The sequence below is a fragment of the Wujia sp. genome (assembly GCF_056872695.1).
Genome location: NZ_DBMFCD010000007.1, coordinates 97,992 through 119,556 on the forward strand (window position 1 = coordinate 97,992; position 21,565 = coordinate 119,556).

A 21,565-nucleotide genomic window follows, 5' to 3' on the forward strand; every position below is an offset into this window, starting at 1 on the left:
GAACAAGTGGACTTACAAATGAGTAACAAAAGAGGAAAACAATTAAATAAATATGTACCGGACTATGTGTTATATGATCTGGAGACAACCGGAATTTCTGCAAACTACGATGAGGTAATTGAGATCTCCGGCGTGAAGGTGCGCGGCGGTAAAATCATCGATGAATTCAGCACACTTGTAAATCCGGGACGAACGATTCCGTATGGTGCCAGTGCGGTCAATCACATCTATGATGATATGGTGGCGGATGCACCGGAGTTTCAAGAAGTGTTACCGTTGTTCCTTGCATTTATCGGAAATGATATTCTGGTTGGACATAATATTGCGGCGTTTGATATGAAGTTTCTGTATCGGGACTTTGAGAAATATATGGGATTGATACTTCCAAATGATTTCGTGGATACATTGCGCCTTGCAAAAATCGTATTCCCGGATTGGAAGCATCGGAGACTGGGTGATCTTGCGAACTATTATGGCATCTCTACGGTGGGTGCACACCGCGCATTGACAGACTGTAAGATGAACCAGAAGGTATTTGAATTACTTGGAAAAGAGTTGTCTGGGGAAGGAACGGCGGACGCGCGGCAGAATGTTAAGACTTGTCCAAAATGTGGAATGACGATGGTTAAAAGAAAAGGAAAGTTCGGCGAGTTCTGGGGGTGCAAGGGATTCCCGGATTGCCGGTATACGGAGAATATCTAAGGTGCGGATAACTTTTGAAAAATTTGGAAAAACAAATTAATCAAAAAGGAATGAATTATACGCTGTTTAAGGCTTGTAGACAGTTTTATAAAGTATATCCTCAAATTGGTTCGACAGTGTCGAGCGAATTTAAATTACCAGATTTTGGAAAATAAGAGAAGATAAAGCCAGATAGATGTGAGAACGTGGGAGAGATTCTGCGTCCTTTTTTAATGCGGATAAATATGATAGATGTTATAATGTGACAAGATAAATGTGAAACATACTTTTTACAAGCAAATGTGGTTAATAAGATAAAGGTGGGAGAAATTATGCCTAATATACTAATTGTAGAGGATGATATAAATATTAATAACCTTCTTTGTGAGGTGCTTATGAAGGCAGGTTATACGTGTGAACAGGCATTTTCAGGAACAGAGGCAAAACTGCTTCTGGATATAAAAGAAAAGGCTTATACGCTTGTACTGCTTGACTTAATGCTGCCTGGTGCAAGTGGTGAAGAGGTTTTAAAAGAGATAAGAAAACAGGGAAGGCTTCCGGTGATTGTGCTGACTGCAAAGGATAGTATAGATGATAAAATCGGAGTGCTGACAGACGGAGCAGATGATTATATAACAAAGCCCTTTGAGATTAGAGAGGTATTGGCACGAATTCAGGTGCAGCTTCGCCATATAGAGACAGAAACAAAAAGCGAAGCAGAGGTAGAAACAGAAGCAGAAACGGAAGTAAAAACAAAGGCTGGTATACAGGAAGGGCAAGGCAGCGGAAGGCTTGAGTTCAGGGATATGGTGCTTACACGCTCTACCTTTGAGGTAAGTATCGGTGGAAGGGTGCTTCCTAAGATTACAAAACAGGAATTTGCAATACTGGAATTGCTGCTTAAAAACCCGAAGCAGGTGTTTAGCAAGGAGGATATATTTGAATATGCGTGGGATGAGCCATATATGGGTGAAACAAAGACCCTGGATGTGCATATAAGCAATATCAGAAAGAAAATAAAGACCGTTACACCTGATGAATATATAGAAACAATATGGGGGATTGGATATCGCCTGCATGAATAATTTACTCTTTTTTTACTATTTATTTGCGATTGATTAGGATTTATTTTTTATGATAAGAGCAGTTAAGAAAAGGAGGTAAAAGCTTTGAGTGAATTATTATTGCAGACAAGGAATCTGACTAAGCAGTATGGCAGACACAGGGCGGTTGATGATGTAAATATGCACATTAAAAAGGGTGCGATATATGGCTTTATTGGAAGAAACGGAGCTGGTAAAACGACCTGTCTTAAGATGATTAGCGGACTGTCGACACCGTCTTATGGCGAAATAGAAATGTTTGGGTATAAGGGAAAGGACTTACAAAAGGTACGTTCAAGAGTAGGGTGTCTTATAGAAGCTCCCGGACTTTATGGCGATATGTCGGCATATGACAATCTGAACATTAAATGTAAGCTTACAGGGATTAAGAAAAAAGGATATATAGAAGAGCTGTTAAAAACAGTAGGTCTTGATGCTGTTGGACAAAAGAAAACAAAGCATTATTCGCTTGGAATGAAGCAGCGCTTAGGAATTGCTCTTGCACTTGTAGGCGAGCCTGACCTGCTTATTCTTGATGAGCCGATTAATGGACTTGATCCGCAGGGAATAGTGGAGGTGCGTGAAACCATCCAGAAGCTTGCTAAGGAGCGAGGTATGACAATATGTATTTCAAGTCATATTTTGGAGGAATTATCAAAGATTGCTACAGATTATGGCATTATTCATAATGGATGCCTTGTGCAGGAACTTACCAGAGAAGAGCTTATGAAAAAATGCAGCGAGCGCATAGAGCTTACACTTGATAATCCTAAGCAGGCTATTCCTGTGCTTGATGATATGGGCTTTAGCAGCTATCAGGTTATAGATAAAGAACATATTCATATATTTGAAAGACTGGGAGAAAGTGCCAGCCTGAACATGGAGCTTGCAAAGGCGGGAATTCCAGTTAAAGGAATATCTATTACAAGTGAAGAACTTGAGAATTATTTCTTAAGGCTTACAGGGGGTGACAATCGTGCTTAATATGATAAAGATGGATGTATACAGAATGTTTCGTACAAAGAGTATGTATGTAATATGGATTATATTGCTGGCATCAGCACTGCTTACCTCATTTCTTTCAAAAAAAGATTATGATGCAGTTAATAAAGAGTGGGAGCAACAGCAGGAAGTGGAAAGTCAGGCAGATACTGATGGTCAGACAGTTGATGTGGTAAATGCACAAGACATAGAGGAACAACAGGCAGATGACAGCAACAAAGAACAGCTTTCGCAGCAGAATACAGATAATGTCAATATTGGTATGAGTGTGGAATTACCTACGGAACCAGGGAAGAAGGTTACGGTAATGGATGTTTTCTTTTCTAATGCACAGGGAAAGTTTTATGCACTTTTTCTTGTAATATTTGCGGTTATGTTTGCAACAGCAGATATTAAGAGCGGTTATATTAAGAATATTGGTGGACAGGTGTCACAAAGGGGGATGCTTATTGTTTCAAGGGGAGTTGCGCTTGCCTTATTTACAGCAATTACCTTTGCAGGGATATTTGTATTCCAGGCAGCAGCGAATATGCTTGCGTTTAAATGTGTGATGTGGGGTAACTGGAAGGAAATTATACCTTATTTCTTAACGGAACTTACGCTTCATTATGCATTTGTGTTAATATGTATGGCGATAGCAGTTATAATTAAGAATAATGTCATAAGCATGACCTTGTCGGTATGTCTTACCATGAATATAATGAGTATTGTGTATGCCTTTATAGATTATGTAGTTAACAGAAAGGGACTTCATAACTTCAGCATCTATAAGTATACAGTAACTGGAAGGATGGCAATGCTTCCTATGAATGCAGGCAGGGATGATGTTGTTAGTTCAATGTGTGTGGCAGTTATATTTATTATTATAATGCTGTCATTAAGCAGTTATATTTTTCAGAAAAGGGATATTTAGAGAATGAGGATTATTATTGGAATATTAGCAGTAATAATTATTATACAGGCATTTATTATGTGGAAATACCAGCGGCAGATTAAGGACATCTGCCGCCAGTTGTCGTTTCTTATGGAACACGATAGTAACAAGCTGATTCAACGTGAAATAGATATGGGTGGAATAGGTGAGCTTTCAGATAAATTGAATGAGCTGCTTGACCTGCGTAAAAAAGAAAGAAACGAGAACAGAAAAAAAGAAGAGCTGATAGCAGACACATATACTAATCTTTCTCACGATATAAGGACACCGCTTACATCGCTGGATGGGTATTTTCAGCTTATAGAGGAATGTGACAATATAGATGACCAGAGGAGATATCTTGATATAATCAGAGAAAGGCTTAACAGCCTCAATGAAATGCTGGAGGAGCTTTTTACATTCACTAAGCTAAAAAATGATTCGTATAAGCTGGAGCTTACAGACTGTTGTATGAACAGAATATTAAAAGAAGCTGTATTTTCTTATTATGATGAATGGAAGAAGCAGGGCATTTGCCCAGAGATTAGTATTCCTGAGGAAATGCTGTATATATCAGGTAATAAGCAGGGCTTAAGGAGAGTTATACAGAATGTCATAAAAAATGGTCTTGATCATGGGGAAAAGAATATAAGTATCAAGCTTACCCGTGAGGATAATTACGCCTTGCTTAAAATCAGCAATTATACAGAACATCCTGAAAATATTGACTTAAGCCATGTGTTTGAGCGTTTTTATAAAGCAGATGTGGCAAGAGGCAGAGCCTCAACCGGACTGGGTTTATCTATTGCAAAAGAGCTTGTGGAGCGTATGAATGGAGATATAAGTGCAAGAATACAGGGAAATGATTTCATTATTGAGATAAAAGTTTCGCTTGTGGTACAACATGCATAGTCTGAAAACACAGGAGGAATACATCATGGAACGAGTAGCAAAATTTTTAAAAGAAGCAGAGACATATTATTTGGCAACAAAGATTTGAAATTATGTGATAAATAATCATAATTTTGAAAATATAATTTTGGCACTAAATGCAAAAAGTGCCGAAAATGTATTGACAAAAACAAAATTAGCACTATTACAAAATAAGAAAGTAAAACCATTCATGGTATAGCAACAACAGGTTGCTTTTCATAACATGGATTTGTCTGTATGATACGGTTATGGAGGTGGCAACTATGGAAACAAAAAATGTGATTTTGGAACTTCGCACGAAGCAGGGATTATCGCAGGATGAATTAGCCGAGAAAATCATGGTTACAAGACAGGCAGTATCGCGCTGGGAGAATGGTGAAACCGTGCCGAATACGGATACGTTAAAGTTGCTGTCGAAAGTATTTAATGTATCGATTAATACGCTGCTTGGACAACCGAGAAGATTGATCTGTCAGTGCTGTGGCATGCCGCTCGAAGATGAGATTATCGGGCATGACCGGGATGGGGCAATGAATGAATCGTATTGCAAATGGTGCTATGCAGATGGCATGTATACATACAGTAATATGGATGATCTGATCGATGTTGCAGTCAAGCATATGGTGACGGATGAATTTCCGGAGGAACAGGCACGGGAATATATGAAGGATCTGCTCCCGAAGTTAGACTATTGGAAGCGGTATGATGAACTGAGCGATGGCGGACAGTTCGATGAATTCAAACATCAGTTGATAAAAGAGATTAACAACCTTCACATCGAAGGATTGCCGAAGGTGGAGAAGCTGAATGCACTTGTCGGTCAGTATGTGAATCTGGCGTATCCACTTCCAAGTGGGGAGACAGTAAAATTCTTAGATGACAAAAAAACCTATCTTGGAAATCAGTTGGAATGTGAGTTTGGCGGAGACCGGTATTTCGGTGTGCTTGCAGGCATGGATTTCATTTTGGTAAGTACCTATGATGCGAGTGGCGAGAATCCGGAGCTGGTCGTATATAAGAAACGGTAATGATGAATAGAAGCGTTAGTGAAGAGCCGAGTGATCGGCTCTTTATTATATGCTTTATTTTTTTGAATTAAATTATGTCTATACCATATTTACACAAACTAAAACTTTGTTTAAAATAAAGTTATGATTAGTTTTAATAAGACTTAAAATACTATATTCTAGGAGTGATGAAGATGAGTACGTTTATAAAAAAGTGTAGAGAAGAAGCGGGGCTTACGCAGGCTCAACTGGCGGAAAAGATGGATGTATCTGTTGTGGCAGTACAAAACTGGGAAAGGGGGAAGACAAAGATTAATCTTGACAGATATATGGATCTGGCAGCGGTTTTTAATGTTCCGGTAGATCGGTTGATAAAGGAGGTGCTTATAGAACAAGACAAAGTTTGCAAGGATAGATGGCCGGATTTTTTGTTTGATAAAGAAACAAATGATATAGTAAATACTTTGCATCTAAATCTTGCGCAACAAAATTTATTTGGGCTTCTTTATATCTATGAAGCAGAATATTTGGAGAAAACACGAATTGATGTGGATGACTTTAATGCGGATTTAAAGAAGATACCATATGGATTTATAGATAAGGTTGGAAGTATCCAGTTTATGAATCAAGCTGAGGGATTACATAAGGTTATCAAATATTTGAAGACCGATTTTTTGATGAAAGTGTTAAGACAGAATCCAGAAGCAGAGTTCAATATAAGGAAACTAACTAAAAATCTTATATGTGAATTCATTGATTGTGGATACAAGTCTGCAGATGAGTCATCAGAATTTGAAGAAGGATATGAAGGAGAGGAGCAGTTATATTTTCATATTTGCATGTGTAAGGCGGAAAAATTGTTACCTGTATTGGAAGAAAATGGTCCTGTTCATTTAACAGATGGTTGGTGGTCACGACCTGTAAGGGATGATATTCCGGAAAAATTATTGAGTGAATATCTGAAGTATTGTAAATATAACCCTGAGCTGTTTAAAGAAGGATACTATAAGAAGGAGTATAACGTTATACGGATGATACAGGGACTTGAAGCAGTGACAGATTATAAAAATGTGGCATCTGGGGATGAGGAAGAAAAGTGGATGTGGAGTATCAATGAGAAAGGAAGAAAATTATTAAAATGGTTTAGGGAGTAACGAAATTCGTTACAATCTGTGATTATAAGAAAAGGGGAATTTTATGGAAAAAAAAGAAAAATATGATGCAGAATATATTAGTTACATTGAGTCAGGGGAGTCAGCGGCTGTATTTGTGGCAAGAGATATCGTTAAGTCAATTAATACGACTGGGAAGTGGATTGATATTGTAGATCTTAAAGATCGCAGAAAATATGTGGGAAGATGGGACTTTGAGTATTTTATAATTGAGTTATTTCCAAGGAAAAGGTCTCCCAAATATCCAGCAGGGATGGACAATGAAGGTAAAAAATATATAACATGGCAAACTGCTCATATTGACATATCAGAACAAAGAGCAGAAGGATACAAAGGTACAAGATTTAAGATATGCCCGAAACTTGTAAAGCGAAATAAAGATAAGAATAAGAAACCAAAGTGGGACTATGATATTTTGTCAATCACACGCTTATGACGGGATAATATTTTTCAAAAATGTGTTTGTGAAGAGCCGAGTGATCGGCTCTTCTTTGCATTTCGTCTGAAAAAGATAGAATTATGATACAATCCGATGTATAATTTAAAGATACAAAAAACGCAAAAATATGTATGAACATGATACGGGGTAAAAGGCAGATTTCATGCATCCGATATCAGAGAAGCGAATGAAGAATTAGGGAGGGGATTACAGATGAAGAAGAAATTATTGACTGTAATGATGGCTGTGATGATGGCGTTTTCATTATCCGGCTGTGGCAATGACGTTATCGTGGATGTCGTGACGAACGATGTAGAAAGTGGAAGCAATCAGACGGATACTTCCAACTCGGGAACGGCACAGGGAGAACAGACAGCGTCGGCAGAAGTGGCACAGACCAATCCGGCAGGACTTAAGACGATTCCGTTAGAGGATGTCAAGATTGGTGTGTTGTATATCGGCAGTGCATCAGATACATCGGGATATACGTATGCACACGAGCTTGGGATTCAGGGTATGGTTTCAAATCTCGGACTTAAGGAAGATCAGGTTGTACGCAAGGAATCGATAGACGATGGCGATGATGTGGCGATCAAAAAAGCATTGGATGAATGTATGGACGAAGGCTGCAACATTGTATTTACAACGAGCTGGGGTTACATGGAAGAGACCGCGGCATATGCGGAGAAATATCCGGATGTTTATTTTGCACACGGAACCGGATACATGAGCAATGGAAGCAATTTTACAAACTATTTCGGAAGAATCTATCAGGCGAGATATCTGTCCGGTCTGGTAGCGGGTATGAAGACAAAAAGTAATTTGATCGGGTATGTATCTGCGATGGGCAGCGACAACAGTGAGTGTACCGGTGGTATTGATGCATTTGCAATGGGTGTCGAGGAAGTCAATCCGGATGCGAAGGTGCTGGTGGCAGTGACGAACTCCTGGTTTTCTCCGGATGACGAGCAGGCGGCTTCCGATGCATTGATTGACAAGGGCTGCGATGTGCTGGCACAGCATGTAGATACGACAGCTCCCCAGACTGCATCCGAGGAAAACGGAACATGGGCGATCGGATATAATTCCGATATGAGTAAAGAGACACCGGATGCGACGCTGACATCGGTCATCTGGAACTGGAGTGCGTATTACACTTCCTATGTAAACAGTATTGTCAATGCGACATATGACGGTTCGAATTATTATGGAGGTATGGACGAAAGTCTGGTTGGACTGACAGGATTATCTTCTCTGTGTGAGGATGGAACACAGGAGAAAGTAAATGAGATGCAGCAGAAGATTTTATCCGGCGAATTCGGCGTGTTTGACGGAGAAATCCTTACCAACGATGGAACTGTGATCGGAGAAGAGGGAAAGACATTGGATGATGCGACGATTACCGGTAAGATCAACTGGTATTATCACAATGTGGAAGTCGTAGATTGGAAATAGGGGGGATAGCCGTGAAAATATTTCGCAATTTGAAGCTGCAGTACAAGATGCTTATACTGGCTATCATTCCGGTACTCATCATGGGTATTGTAGCGATTCTCATTAGTAATACAGTCGTGAAAAATAAACTGCTGGATGATGCCAAGCAGAAGCTGAAAGCGACATCGAATGCCGTGCTTGCGGCGTATGATCAGAATGCCGGAGATTATTTTGTAAATGCGACCGGGGATGTGTGGAAGGGTGCTTATAACGTATCGCTGTCTACGCCTTTTATCGACGATATTGCTGAAAAAACCGGGATTGAGGTTACATTCTTTTACAACGACACGCGACTTGTGACATCATTAAAGGATGCGGACGGGAAGCGGATCCTTGGTTCTAAGGCAGGCGATTTCCTTGTGGAAAATGTGCTGCAGGATGGCAATGAAGTGTTTACCAATCGTGTGCTGGTAGATGGTACTTTCTATTTTGGATATTATGTACCGGTGCACCAGAATAACAGTGATGAGATCATCGGTATGGTTTTCGCCGGAATGCCGGTCAAGGAGATATATGCGAGCCTGAATCTGATTACCATGATTTTTACAGTAGCAATCCTTGTTATACTGGTAATCGCGGTCATCGGATGTCTGCTTGTTTCCAGAGGAATTGCAAAGAGTATCCGGAACAGTATGGATGTGGTAAAACAGATTTCGGAAGGCAATCTCAATGTTGAGATCGAGCAGAGTATGTTGGATAGAAAAGATGAGGCGGGAGCTTTGTCATGTAATACGCAGACACTTATCGACAACTTATCTGCGATGATTGGCAAAATCAGCAACAATACCATGACTCTGAATGCATCTTCCGAGGAGATGAATGCGGCTGCCGGACAGGCAGGCAATGCGGTTGGAAATATCAACGATGATCTGCACAATATGCTGACCGGAGCTGTCGAACAGACCGGCAACGCGCAGAATATCAAGAACAGCATTCACAATATGAACATTCATCTGGAAAAGACGCTCGGGGAAGTGGATCACCTTTCCGATGAGACAAAAGCGATGCTTGACGCCAGAAATGACGTGGATAAATCGTTGAATCAGCTCGATGCTTCCAACCAGGATGTTATGACCGAAGTTGAGAACATCCAGAAGCAGACGCAGCAGAATAATGAATCCGTTGAAAAAATCATTGCCGCAGTTAGTTACATCTCCGATATTGCAGATCAGACAAACCTTTTATCTCTGAATGCATCAATTGAAGCAGCCAGGGCAGGTGAAACCGGTAAAGGCTTTGCTGTAGTCGCAGAAGAGATTGGCAAGCTGGCAAACCAGAGCAATGAAGCATCGACAGAAATATCCGAGCTGGTGAATCTGTTAAGCTATAATTCCAGCCAGACAATGGATATTATGGACAGCGTACAGGATGCTATGAATGATCAGACGAAGAAGCTGGTTGAAACTGCCAATATATTCAAGCAGTTACAGGAGCATGTATCTCATGTTGCAGATGGTGTGGATGTCATTCGTGATGCAACCGTACAGTTAGGCAAAGAAACCGATGAAATCGGAAAAGATATCAAGAACTTAAGTGACATCGCACAGAGAAATGAGGATACGGTTAAGGGAACGATTTCCTTTAGCGATGAGGTGCTTGGCACAGTAAACAGTGTGACCGAGATGTCAACGGAAGTCAGCTCATCTGCCAATGATATGGCAGGCGTGGTGTCACATTTCCGTATGTAGGAAGTAAGAATATAAATAGAAAAAGAATGCAGAAGCGTTGGTTCGATGAACCAGCGCTTTTTTGTGCAATAAGTTGGAATGCAGAAATCGTGCTTGCACGGATTCCTATATGACGGCAAATGTTCATCGAGCCGACAGGCGAGATGCCGCAATAAGCCGGAATGCAGAAATTTGACTTAGATTTTACATGGTTTCCACATAAATATGATAGTAGAAAGGTAAATCCTGATTTTATAATAGAATAGTAATATTGTATGATAGTATTTGAAACAAAAAAATGATTTCGGATGCGACCAACACTCTGTTACCAAGTAAAATGAGTGGCAACACATTCAAAGTGAGGAGAAAAATATGCCATCTACATATGCACATTACCGGATGGGACAGGAAGTAATCAAACAGGTTTCTTCCCCTGCCCGCGATATCATTATGAAACATAAACAGCTCTATGATATAGGTCTGCATGGACCGGATATTTTGTTTTACTATCATCCGTTGGTGACGAACCCGGTCAATGCAATCGGGTATGGACTGCACGAACGCTCCGGGAAATATTTCTTCGGGAAGGCGGCTGAAATCATAGAGACGGCATCTGACAAGGAAGCAGCACTTGCCTATATCTATGGATTCATCTGCCATTTTGCCCTGGATTCGACCTGTCACGGTTACATCGATGAGAAGATTGCGCAAAGTGGCGTGTCTCACACAGAGATTGAAGTGGAGTTTGACCGGAGCTTAATGATCGAAGATGGGAAAGACCCGGTTCGACAAGATTTAACGAAGCACATCGTCCCATCTATGGGAAATGCCAGCGTGATTGCACCATTCTTCCAAGGGACAGAACCGAAGCGGGTTAAAAAAGCGTTGAAGGGAATGATTCAGAATAATCATTTACTGCTCGCACCTTCCAGATTAAAAAGAGCGTTGATTTATGCCATACTCCGTCTGTCTGGAAATTACAAAGAAATGCATGGATTGCTGGTAAATTTTGAAGCAAATCCGGCATGTGAGGACAGTACAGCGAAGCTGCATCAGTTGTACGCTGTGGCTAAGAGCCGGGCGGTTATGCTGATTGATGCATATGGAAAGTATATGGCAAAAGAAGAGGCGTTAAATGCGCTCTATAATTATACATTCAGCGGCAAAGAGAAGGAGGCGTAGCAACGTGAAAACGAAAATGACAAAGGCTGAAAGAAACTGGGTATTATACGATGTGGGGAATTCTGCGTTTGTGTTGCTTGTCTCAACAATCATGCCGATCTATTTTAACTATCTGGCAGGAAATGCAGGACTCTCTTCGGTCGATTATCTTGCGTATTGGGGGTATGCGACTTCTGCTGCAACAATCATTGTAGCATTGCTCGGACCGGTATTCGGAACGTTGGCAGATACGAAAGGGCTGAAGAAACCAATCTTCACTGTGACGATGCTGATTGGAGGAATCGGCTGTCTGGCACTTGGATTCGCCAGACAATGGATGGTTTTTCTCTTGATTTACATTATTGCGAAGACAGGATTTTCAGGGAGCCTGATCTTCTATGATTCGATGCTTGGTGATGTCACAACCGAAGAACGGATGGATAACGTATCTTCACAGGGATATGCCTGGGGCTATATCGGAAGCTGTGCGCCATTTGTATTATGCCTGGGAATTGTGCTCGGCGCAGGGAAGATTGGAATCAGTATGGAGCTTGCGATGATGATTTCATTTGCGATTGTTGCGGTCTGGTGGATCGGTGCAACCATTCCGCTTCTTAAGATCTATAAGCAGAAACATTACGTGGAACGGAAGCCACGGGCGATTCGGAACAGCTTCAAGCGTCTGGGTGTCACCCTGAAAAATGTGAGAAACGAGAAGAAAATCTTCCTGTTCCTGCTGGCATTTTTCTTCTACATTGATGGCGTCTACACGATTATTGATATGGCAACCGCCTATGGAACCGCGCTCGGATTTGACAGTACGAAACTGCTTCTGGCACTGCTTGTCACACAGATCGTAGCATTTCCGTTCGCAATCATATTCGGCAAGTTAGCCAATTGTTATAAAACAGAACGACTCATCACGATCTGTATTAGCGCATATCTTGGCATTGCCATATTTGCCATCTTCCTGAAGGAGCAGTGGCAGTTCTGGATTCTGGCGATTCTGGTTGGCATGTTTCAAGGCGGAATTCAGGCATTATCCCGCTCGTATTTCGCCAAGATCATCCCACCGGAAAAATCCGGCGAATATTTCGGCTTGATGGACATATGCGGAAAGGGTGCATCCTTCCTTGGCACAACCGTAATCAGCCTGATTTCGCAGGTGACCGGAAAGGTAAATATCGGTGTTGGTGCGATATCCGTGTTCTTTGTACTCGGAATGATTGTGTTCCGGATGGCGACCACGGAAGAAAAGGGAGAGGTAAGGAAAGTGGAGATGAGATTGGGGGAAGATGGGGTGTCTTGAGTGGGAGAGGAAGAGAATATTCTGTAGGGATGGTTAGAGAGTCGAGGGATCGGCTCTTTTTATTTATGTTATTATATTGTAATATAAGCTATAATAATTATGGAGGTAACAGATGAAGAATACAAATAATACAACGAAAAGAACATTAGATGAAATTATTGATGTAGATCAGTATATTGTTTCAAAGGGCACACGGAGAGTATATAAGAAAAAATTAGTATTGAAAGAAAACGGAGATATGCAGTTAAATAGTACTTTTGTGAAAGGTACATCAGAAAGACATTTTGCTGTTGCTTTTAAAAAAGATTTTCATGAAGCTGTTGTTGTTCCAAATTGTGAACCGCAAATTCAATTTTCCAAAAATGGAGCAGCAAAGGATGTTGAAGTAGTGAAAAAAATAGGAAGAAAAAATAAGCCATTTCCATTAGTATATAATTTAGATTGGGATGAGAAAAAAGAATTGTGGATAGGAAAAATAGATCAGGAAACAAAAGAATGAAGGAAATTCTTTTTGCAGGAAAGAAAGCAGAAAACACGATTAAATCGTAGAAAATATTATGAGAATAATCGTTATAAATTTTCAAAACATTGTATAGAAAATATGCAAAAAGAAATAGATCGATTAAACAAGGAAATTCCAGAAAAAATACATGAGTATTATAAGATATATGCCTATGGTGTAAATATGGAAAACTATACAATTTCTATATTACGACATTATGGTATAGCTAAGGAAAAAAGTTTTTATCAAGAATGTGTGAGCAATACATATTTAGGTTATATGTACTCAATTGGAAGATGCGCTTATTGTGGATATACAGGTAAACATGTAGAGAATTATATAAAACTCATGATTCGGGTTGGAATTATTTGTGGAATAAATACGTCTAATGAGGCAAGACAGATAGCCAAAGAAATTCATGCGAAAGTAATATATTTGGAGGATGATTAATTATGATGAAATATCTAAAATTGTCAGATGAAGAGTAGACAGTGTTTGTAGATGAATTTGTTGGTAGGATTATTGCATAAATATGTAAAAGAGGGATTGTTGTATGTTTAAAATTACTGAGGGAGATTTTAAAAATCAAGAATATGGAACGGAGAATTATCTTACGAATTGGCCAATGCTTTATATTTTAGAAAACGGGAAACAGGCTTATATTGGTGAATCAAATCATGTAAAAACACGTATGAATCAACATCATATGTCTGTTGAAAAATCCATATTTGATAAAGTACATTTTATCTATTCGAAACAGTTTAATCAGTCGGTAACTTTTGATTATGAGTCAAAACTTATTCAGTATATTGTTGCAGATGAAAAATTTGTCGTTACAAATAAAAATGCTGGAATTGCGGATAAGGAATATTTTGATAAAGAAAAATATGATGTGGATTTTCATATTCTTTGGCGTAAATTACAACGAGAAAAATTAGTTAAGCATTCAATTGAAGAAATAGAAAACTCAGATCTATTTAAATATAGTCCGTTCAAGGAACTGAATGATGATCAGCGAGATGCAGTTGATAAAATAACACAGAGAATTAAACAAAATCTACATCAGGCAATTGTTGTTAATGGTATGCCGGGAAGTGGAAAAACTATTGTAGCAATTTATATTATGAAGTTACTTCGTGATAGTGAAGAATATAAGGATAAAAAAATAGGATTTGTTGTTCCGCCTACATCCTTGCGAAAAACGTTGTCTAAAGTGTTTCGAAGTATTTACGGATTAAAAGCGGCAGATGTAATTGGACCTTCAGATATTGTAAAGCAACATTACGATATTTTACTTGTTGATGAGGCGCACAGGCTGCATCAATATAAAAATATTGTAAATAGAGCTAGCTTTAAGGCGAATTGTAAGGCACTGGGGTTGACGACCGAAAGTGACGAACTTGATTGGATTATGCAACAGTGTGAATGCCCAATTTTGTTTTATGATGAAATGCAGGTGGTTGGACCATCTGGTGTTAATATGGAGCGATTTGATGAAAAAATGAAATTGGAACAGAACCGCAGATTAGTCACGTATTATAGTTTACTTACACAAATGAGAGTAAATGGTGGAAATGATTATATTAATTTGGTAAATTGTATTCTTTCTGGAAAATGCAATCAACAAGCTTGCTTGGGAAATTATGAGTTCAAAGTAATGAGTGATTTTAAAAAGTTTAACAATCTTCAGAAAAAACTGGAGGCTGAGTTTACTTTATCACGCATGATTGCGGGATATGCTTGGGAGTGGAAGAGTAAAAAGGATAAGTCTCTTTACGATATGGAATTAGATGGTGTTAAAAAACAATGGAATTATAGATTAGAGAATTGGGTGCTTTCTGAAGGTGCTGATAAGCAAGTTGGATGTATTCATACAATACAAGGTTTTGATTTGAATTATGGATTTGTAATTATGGGGAATGAGATCGGCTATGATCCGGAAAACAAAGAAATAATCGTTAGACCTGAAAATTATTATGATCAAAATGGAAAAAAAACAGCTTCGAAGGAAGAATTGTTAGAATACATAAAGCATATTTATTATGTACTTATGACGAGAGGAATTAAGGGAACATATTTGTACATTTGTGATGACAATTTGAGAAAATATGTATCATCAATAATAGGAGAGATTTGAAGATGAAGAAGGAAACAATAGATCGAATTCGAAAATTTACAGAGGATAGGGATTGGGACCAGTTCCATTCTCCGGTAAATCTTGCTAAATCAATTGTGATTGAGGCAGCTGAACTTCTGGAATGTTTTCAGTGGAATGATGAGGAATATGATTTACAGCATGTTAAAGAGGAATTAGCAGATGTTATGGTTTATAGTCAGAATCTGTTGGACAAGCTGGGGCTGGATGCAGATGAAATCATCAATATGAAGATGGCGCAGAACGAGGCAAAGTATCCCGTGGAAAAAGCAAAGGGAAGTGCAGCAAAGTACGATCAGTTGTAGTGGATAGTGGGAAAGAATAATGTGTCAGTAACTTTTGGAAGGGGATAAGAAGTGATTAAAATACTTTTCATCTGCCATGGCAATATTTTCCGAAATTGAAAAAGGCCTGTAAAATGGGCGTTTCCGGTGCAAAGGAGGTGAAGTTTACCACTGGTTTACCACTTTTGCAGGAAGAAAAAATTAAATAGAGCTCAAACTCATAGATGGCGTTCCGGCAAATAGGGCTGTTGGGATGCCATTTTTATTCTATATGTGTTATTTTTTGTGGTTAATCGAAAAATAGTAGCTATATTTGAGAGTGTTTTGGAACTCAAGGAGAAAAAAAGGCGTATGGCGAGTGTGTCAAAAAACAAAGTCGATAATGGATAATGCTTGACACCATGCACCTTTGGGTGTTACACTCCGTGTAACACCCAAAGGTGCATGGAAAAAGTGGAGAGTTATGCTTTATTTAATTGAATAGAAAAGATTTATGTTGTGCATTTGAAGAAAATGATGTATTATATAAGTAGAAAAGTAAGTTTATTATAATTTTGCTAGTTGACTGGTAAAAATAAACGTGGTAAACTTGCTTGGAAAAGTAGTTAATAAATTGTATGCTATGTGCATATATTAAGAATAGTTCTTTTTGCTTACGGGCGAAGAACTACTTGGCTGATGAAGTTTGTGTGAGTGATACCAAATGCAAATGGAGGTCTTCCCGTTGGTTTAGGCGTTGAGCCAACAGTATCTTACTCTTCGGAGGAAAAGGTGAAAATGCTTATAAGTGTCTTCTAGGTTTTCCTAGAAGACATTTATTATTTTGAGGAGAAAAAGCCTTGAATATAATTAGAGATATTATTGCTGATTATGAAAAGTTAATAAAGACAAATATTCAGATTCCTTTAAGTAATGGTGATACAATAAAGTTTGCTTTTAACCCACAAGATTTACCACATTTACTTGGATTGCAATATCTTGTAGATAATCCAATTTTGTTTGAATATAAAGAAAAACGTATAAGTGCAACTGATTTGTATAATAGAATGTGTAGTGATGGAGAAGATGCAATAGATATAGATGACTTTGAAAACAGTGAACATTTTGATGAAATATATAAAGGAAGAATTCAGTATTTCAGTAGTGAAATGATTTTAGATATTATACAGTCAAGACAGATTGTTAAGTTTGATTATACTAAAGTCAAGAATTTTTCAACCAAATTGGACAAAATCGAGTACATGTTCTGGAAGAAATATAAGGATGAAAACAATAATTATGGATATTTTGGGATTGGGTTTATGTCATCCGGAAAAAGTAGTGATATCAATTATCCTAATACATTTTTCTTTCGTGTGGATGATGAATACATTTGTCATCAAGAAAGGGTATTGCCGTATTCACTCATGAAGAAGGATAAAAATGGCGTAAAAACATTTGAAATTTATTGGGAACAAGTCTGGGAAGCACTTCGGAAAAATAGTCATTATAAAAAACTAAAAAATCATTATGTGTTGGAAAATGGTGCAATTAATTTTGACGCTTTAGAATTATGCTCGGACAAAGAAATCTTAAAGCATTATGAACTGTTACAATTAGATGCATTGGATAGAATCTATTTGCCATACATGAAACGGGATTTTCGTTGGACAAATGATGAAAAGAGATTTATTTTACATAGGCTTAAGGGTGAAGAGAGAGACTTAATGCCAAATGAAGTTAGAGATTTATTAAATGAATGCAGACAAAAAGGTTGATTGCAGTTAAAAAACATTATAGGAGTTGGGAAGAAGTTCTGCCTGATTCCTTTTTTATTTAGAAAAGGAGAACAGAATAAACTCATAGATGGCGTCCCGACAAATATTACTGTTGGGATGCCATTTTTTGTTTTTATGTATTATAATTGAAATAGGAACACTTAGATAGAGGCATATTATGAGTAAGTAAGTGGGGTGACTGAGTAAAAGTGTCATAATTGACAAAAATATTCAATTTTTACATATAAAGAAATCGAGGTGTAAAATGTTAAGTAAATTAGACGAATTTAAACTTCTGTTAAAAATGGATGCAGATTATATGCCTGCTGAATATGAGAATGACTTGTTTCATTACACATCCCCTACTGGATTTTCGTCAATTATGTCTGGTGATTTAGAACAGGTGACTTTATGGGCAAGTAGATATGATTGTTTAAACGACGCATCAGAAGGAACTGTTGTAGAAGAAGTTTACCAAGAGGTGTGTAAAGAATTAAGAGATAGAGATGAAATTACAGAGTACTTGTACCAACTTTTTATAAAGGTTAAAACTGCCCGTACAATTCTTCTGAGTTATAATAAAGATGAGAAGATTAAGATAACTCGACCGGAATGTGATAGATATTTATGTTCTTTTTCTAAGAATAAAGACTCGCTGGCTATGTGGAACTATTATTCAAAGGGTAACAAATATGAAGGATTCAATATTGGTTTTTATCCTTATAGCATAAAAGAATCATTGAAAAAGCTTTTAGGAGACAAAGAAGCTGAGTTTCATATTTATCCTGTAATCTATAGTCGAAGTGAACAAAAAAGATTAATAGAAAAAATGTTGTTAAAATTAAGAGATAATTACGATAAGGAACAAGAATCCTCTATTCGGTATATTATTTCCAATCGATTATCGGAGTGGCGCCTTGTTTTTAAATATGAGTTTTTTCAACATGAAGAGGAAGTTCGAATTATTGTTGATGTTGCAAAAAGAGAGAAAAAACTCCCTGTGAAGCATAGGATGAATGCTGGATATATTGTTCCATATATTGAATTGAAACTAGAGAAATGTGATGTGTCATATGTGAATTTTGGTCCTTTACAGTGTGATGTAGAGCAGAAAAAGCATCAAGTGAGTGTGATGGAAGAGATGCTTGAATCAAAAGGATATTCTGCATTGGTTGATTATTCCCACATACCTGTACGGTATTGATAGAATTTATGGAAAGTGAATAATAAGTTTACTGGTAGAGAAATCAAATTAATTAGCAAAGATATATTGTATTATTGAACTTGCAATACAAGCAGTTAGAATTGAGGGATTATAAAATGAATACAATTGAGAGTTGGGATAATTTTACAAGGTATTATGGTGGGATTGTTGGAGCAAGGGATTGTTTTGAATTAGTTTGTGAAGATTTACTTAAAAGAGAGAATCCAACGTGTGAAGTGCATCGAATAAAGGCTAGTAGGGGCGATGGAGGAATTGATATTCATGTTTCGAATGGCAAATTAGTTCAAATATATCAATGTAAGTTTTTTGTTGATGTGTTAAATGCATCAAGATGGCAACAAATAGATAATTCCTTTTTAAAAGTTTTAGAACAACAAGAGATTAATATTAATGAATGGTTTTTGTGTGTTCCTAAAGAGTTTACAAAAGAAGAAATTATAGAAATTGAAAATTTCAAAAATAAATATTCTACAAAAGGAATCAAAATTACTTTTATTGATGGTAATGAATTAATATCAAGAATGAAAGAAGTGAGTATATGCGAAAAATGGTTTTCGCCAGTGCCACAGAGATGTTTATGTATTAATGAGCCAAAGATATGTCCTGAATATATTGATAGAATAGAAGTTGAAACTTTAAAGGAATATATTTTAAGCAGAAAGCATCATTTGCTTATTTCAGGTATTGGTGGAATGGGAAAAACTACATTGGCTGAAAAACTTTTTAACGAAGTGAAGATGATGTTTGATGTTTCATTATGGATGACATATAAGGGGAGTGTGGTGGCTGGTATTGCGATGGCCATGGCGGAAAAAAGTGTAGACGAAGATTTAATAATGCACTTTGAGAAACGAATGAATTCAAAGGATAACCAGCGAAATGTAATTTTCATTGACGATGTGGATGATAATTATTTATCAGATAAAAATAGGGATATTTTAGAACGAAATGCGATAGTTATTGTTACATCTAGGATGGAATCAATTTCAGGATATATTACACATGAAGTCCTTCCTCTTAATGATATTGACTGTATTAAACTTTTCAAAGAATATTACAAAAGAACTATATCATCAGACGATGAGGAGATGATTATTGAATTAGTGAATAGATTTGGCAAAAGTACATTACTTATTGAACTTTTTGCACGAGCTGCTAATAAAAGCACAAAAGAACTAAATGAATATTTAGGATGTATTCTTGAAAAAGGAATATCTAGTACAGGAATTAAAGTTCAAAATAATAAAGAAAAAACATATGCTAAAATCGCAGAGCATCTAGCAACGCTTTATTCATTAGAAAATATGTCTGATGAAAGGAAACGTATATTGATTAATTTTTCTTTAACCAAAGAAAAAGGCGTTATAAGAAAATTTATTCAAATTATAAAGGCATCTGACGAAGATATAGGAGATTTAGTTGAATTTGGATGGATTAAGCGAAATGACGAAGGGTTCTATATGCATTCTTTGATAAGAGAGTGTGTAAGAAATCAGGTTGAAGAATGCGATAAATATGTTGCTGATTTAAAACAATATTATACTGATAGGGATTTATATCAAGATGAATATTCAATTATAGAGAAAGGTATGCATTTTGATATTATAGTCAGTTTATTAAAAATTATTAAATTCAATAATGAGAAAGATGTGTATATTTTATATAATTTGATACAACTGCTGGATGGTCTGTCTTTTTATGATTCATTGGATAGCGTTGTAGGATTGGCAATTCAAGAACTTGAAAAATTTGAAGAAAGTCAATTACGAGCTAAGATTGGTTGTGATATATTTAATGCTGCTGGATTGGCATATTTGTCATCTGATAAAAATAAAGCTCTAATATCTTTTTTGTGTGTCAAACAATTATTAGATAAGTTTTTACCAAAAGAAGAAAAGGCCCTGATGGCGTACTATTGCAATATGGGATTGGCTTATAGCAAGATTGACTTTGAAAAAGCTAATCAGTTTTTGCAAGAAGCATTGGAGAGGGAAAAACAATATTATGGAGAATATTCGATGGAGGTTGCGGATGTATATCATAATATTGGAAAAAATTATTTATCGATATCTGATTATGAAAATGCGTCTTTTTATTTAGAGAAAGCATTACAGATTAAAAGAACTAAAAGCGAATGTACATATAGTTTGATCAAAACTGAGTTTGGACTTGCAAATGCATTGAATTTTATGTTAAAAGAACCATTTCTTAAAGAAGATGTAGAAAAGATACGAGAGTTATATGTTTCAGTTCTTGAAGGATATAATTGCCTGAGAAATATAAATATACAGGAATATTATAATACTCTTTGGATAATTTCAGAGTTCTTAGATAAAATAGGGGAAAAGAAGGGAGCAGTAGAATTAAAGCAATTAATAGAATGTGATAAAGTGTGTACTAAATGTAAGGGAATAACTTGCAAACAGTAGATATTGGAGATTAATTGAAAGCAACTGTCCAAGATGTAATGCTTAGACTATTTCCCCAGTGGTACGCCCCTCAACTTTACCACTTTTTTACCACTTTTGCAGGGAATAATATGCCATGATATGCCAGCATATGCCAAGATATGCCATTTTACCCCTATTTGGTGTCTGCCGTCCGGGTAGACTAACATCTTGAAAAAAGCCCGTATTTTCGGGCTCTTGCCACGATATGCCAAGATATGCTAAGATATGCCAAGAAACTAAAGGAAAATGAGACAATGATAAAAATATTATTCATCTGCCACGGCACTATACTAACTTCTTTGAAAAAGCCT

General features: G+C 37.3%; 19 protein-coding genes. All 19 read left to right on the top strand.

The annotated features are described in order from the left end of the window. Positions 1–18 precede the first annotated feature (18 nt). Positions 19–702: a 3'-5' exonuclease gene (locus ACZQK9_RS08290; protein ID WP_483270288.1), complete on the top strand. Its 684-nt coding sequence runs from the start codon at positions 19–21 to the stop codon at positions 700–702. A 311-nt stretch (positions 703–1,013) separates the two neighbouring features. Continuing rightward, positions 1,014–1,766, top strand: a complete 753-nt coding sequence (locus ACZQK9_RS08295) for a response regulator transcription factor (RefSeq protein WP_483270289.1) — start codon at positions 1,014–1,016, stop codon at positions 1,764–1,766. A gap of 84 nt (positions 1,767–1,850) precedes the next feature. After that, a complete protein-coding gene (locus tag ACZQK9_RS08300) occupies positions 1,851–2,768 on the top strand; it encodes an ABC transporter ATP-binding protein (RefSeq protein ID WP_483270290.1) in 918 nt (305 codons plus the stop codon). Between the two features lies 1 nt (position 2,769). Further along, on the top strand, positions 2,770–3,699 hold the full coding sequence (locus ACZQK9_RS08305) for an ABC transporter permease (RefSeq protein ID WP_483270323.1): 930 nt from the start codon (positions 2,770–2,772) through the stop codon (positions 3,697–3,699). 3 nt (positions 3,700–3,702) lie between these two features. Further along, the gene (locus ACZQK9_RS08310) at positions 3,703–4,611 is read left to right on the top strand and encodes a sensor histidine kinase (RefSeq protein WP_483270291.1); all 909 of its coding nucleotides are present in this window, start codon (positions 3,703–3,705) and stop codon (positions 4,609–4,611) included. A 284-nt stretch (positions 4,612–4,895) separates the two neighbouring features. Continuing rightward, positions 4,896–5,660 (top strand): zinc ribbon domain-containing protein, encoded by a 765-nt coding sequence (locus tag ACZQK9_RS08315; protein ID WP_483270292.1) that lies wholly within the window; start codon positions 4,896–4,898, stop codon positions 5,658–5,660. A 173-nt stretch (positions 5,661–5,833) separates the two neighbouring features. Next, on the top strand, positions 5,834–6,793 hold the full coding sequence (locus ACZQK9_RS08320; RefSeq protein ID WP_483270293.1) for a helix-turn-helix domain-containing protein: 960 nt from the start codon (positions 5,834–5,836) through the stop codon (positions 6,791–6,793). Between the two features lie 43 nt (positions 6,794–6,836). After that, a complete protein-coding gene (locus ACZQK9_RS08325) occupies positions 6,837–7,247 on the top strand; it encodes a hypothetical protein (protein WP_118734329.1) in 411 nt (136 codons plus the stop codon). A gap of 216 nt (positions 7,248–7,463) precedes the next feature. Next, positions 7,464–8,705 carry a BMP family ABC transporter substrate-binding protein gene (locus ACZQK9_RS08330; protein WP_483270294.1) on the top strand — a complete coding sequence of 414 codons (1,242 nt, stop codon included), beginning with the start codon at positions 7,464–7,466 and terminating at the stop codon, positions 8,703–8,705. 11 nt (positions 8,706–8,716) lie between these two features. Further along, on the top strand, positions 8,717–10,432 hold the full coding sequence (locus ACZQK9_RS08335) for a methyl-accepting chemotaxis protein (protein WP_483270295.1): 1,716 nt from the start codon (positions 8,717–8,719) through the stop codon (positions 10,430–10,432). Positions 10,433–10,783: 351 nt separating this feature from the next. Beyond that, positions 10,784–11,593 carry a zinc dependent phospholipase C family protein gene (locus ACZQK9_RS08340; RefSeq protein ID WP_440586859.1) on the top strand — a complete coding sequence of 270 codons (810 nt, stop codon included), beginning with the start codon at positions 10,784–10,786 and terminating at the stop codon, positions 11,591–11,593. Positions 11,594–11,597: 4 nt separating this feature from the next. Further along, complete coding sequence (locus ACZQK9_RS08345) at positions 11,598–12,881, top strand: MFS transporter (protein WP_483270296.1); 1,284 nt, start codon at positions 11,598–11,600, stop codon at positions 12,879–12,881. 112 nt (positions 12,882–12,993) lie between these two features. Then, the gene (locus ACZQK9_RS08350) at positions 12,994–13,380 is read left to right on the top strand and encodes a hypothetical protein (RefSeq protein WP_483270297.1); all 387 of its coding nucleotides are present in this window, start codon (positions 12,994–12,996) and stop codon (positions 13,378–13,380) included. A 12-nt stretch (positions 13,381–13,392) separates the two neighbouring features. Then, a complete protein-coding gene (locus ACZQK9_RS08355; RefSeq protein WP_483270298.1) occupies positions 13,393–13,833 on the top strand; it encodes a hypothetical protein in 441 nt (146 codons plus the stop codon). A gap of 103 nt (positions 13,834–13,936) precedes the next feature. Continuing rightward, entirely contained in the window at positions 13,937–15,520 is a 1,584-nt protein-coding gene (locus ACZQK9_RS08360) for a DNA/RNA helicase domain-containing protein (RefSeq protein ID WP_483270299.1), read from the top strand. A 2-nt stretch (positions 15,521–15,522) separates the two neighbouring features. Then, on the top strand, positions 15,523–15,843 hold the full coding sequence (locus ACZQK9_RS08365; RefSeq protein WP_178016378.1) for a nucleotide pyrophosphohydrolase: 321 nt from the start codon (positions 15,523–15,525) through the stop codon (positions 15,841–15,843). Positions 15,844–16,661: 818 nt separating this feature from the next. Next, positions 16,662–17,579, top strand: a complete 918-nt coding sequence (locus ACZQK9_RS08370) for a PBECR4 domain-containing protein (RefSeq protein ID WP_483270300.1) — start codon at positions 16,662–16,664, stop codon at positions 17,577–17,579. A 265-nt stretch (positions 17,580–17,844) separates the two neighbouring features. Further along, on the top strand, positions 17,845–18,783 hold the full coding sequence (locus ACZQK9_RS08375) for a DUF2971 domain-containing protein (protein ID WP_483270301.1): 939 nt from the start codon (positions 17,845–17,847) through the stop codon (positions 18,781–18,783). 116 nt (positions 18,784–18,899) lie between these two features. Then, on the top strand, positions 18,900–21,233 hold the full coding sequence (locus ACZQK9_RS08380) for a tetratricopeptide repeat protein (protein WP_483270302.1): 2,334 nt from the start codon (positions 18,900–18,902) through the stop codon (positions 21,231–21,233). The last annotated feature ends 332 nt before the right edge of the window (positions 21,234–21,565 follow it).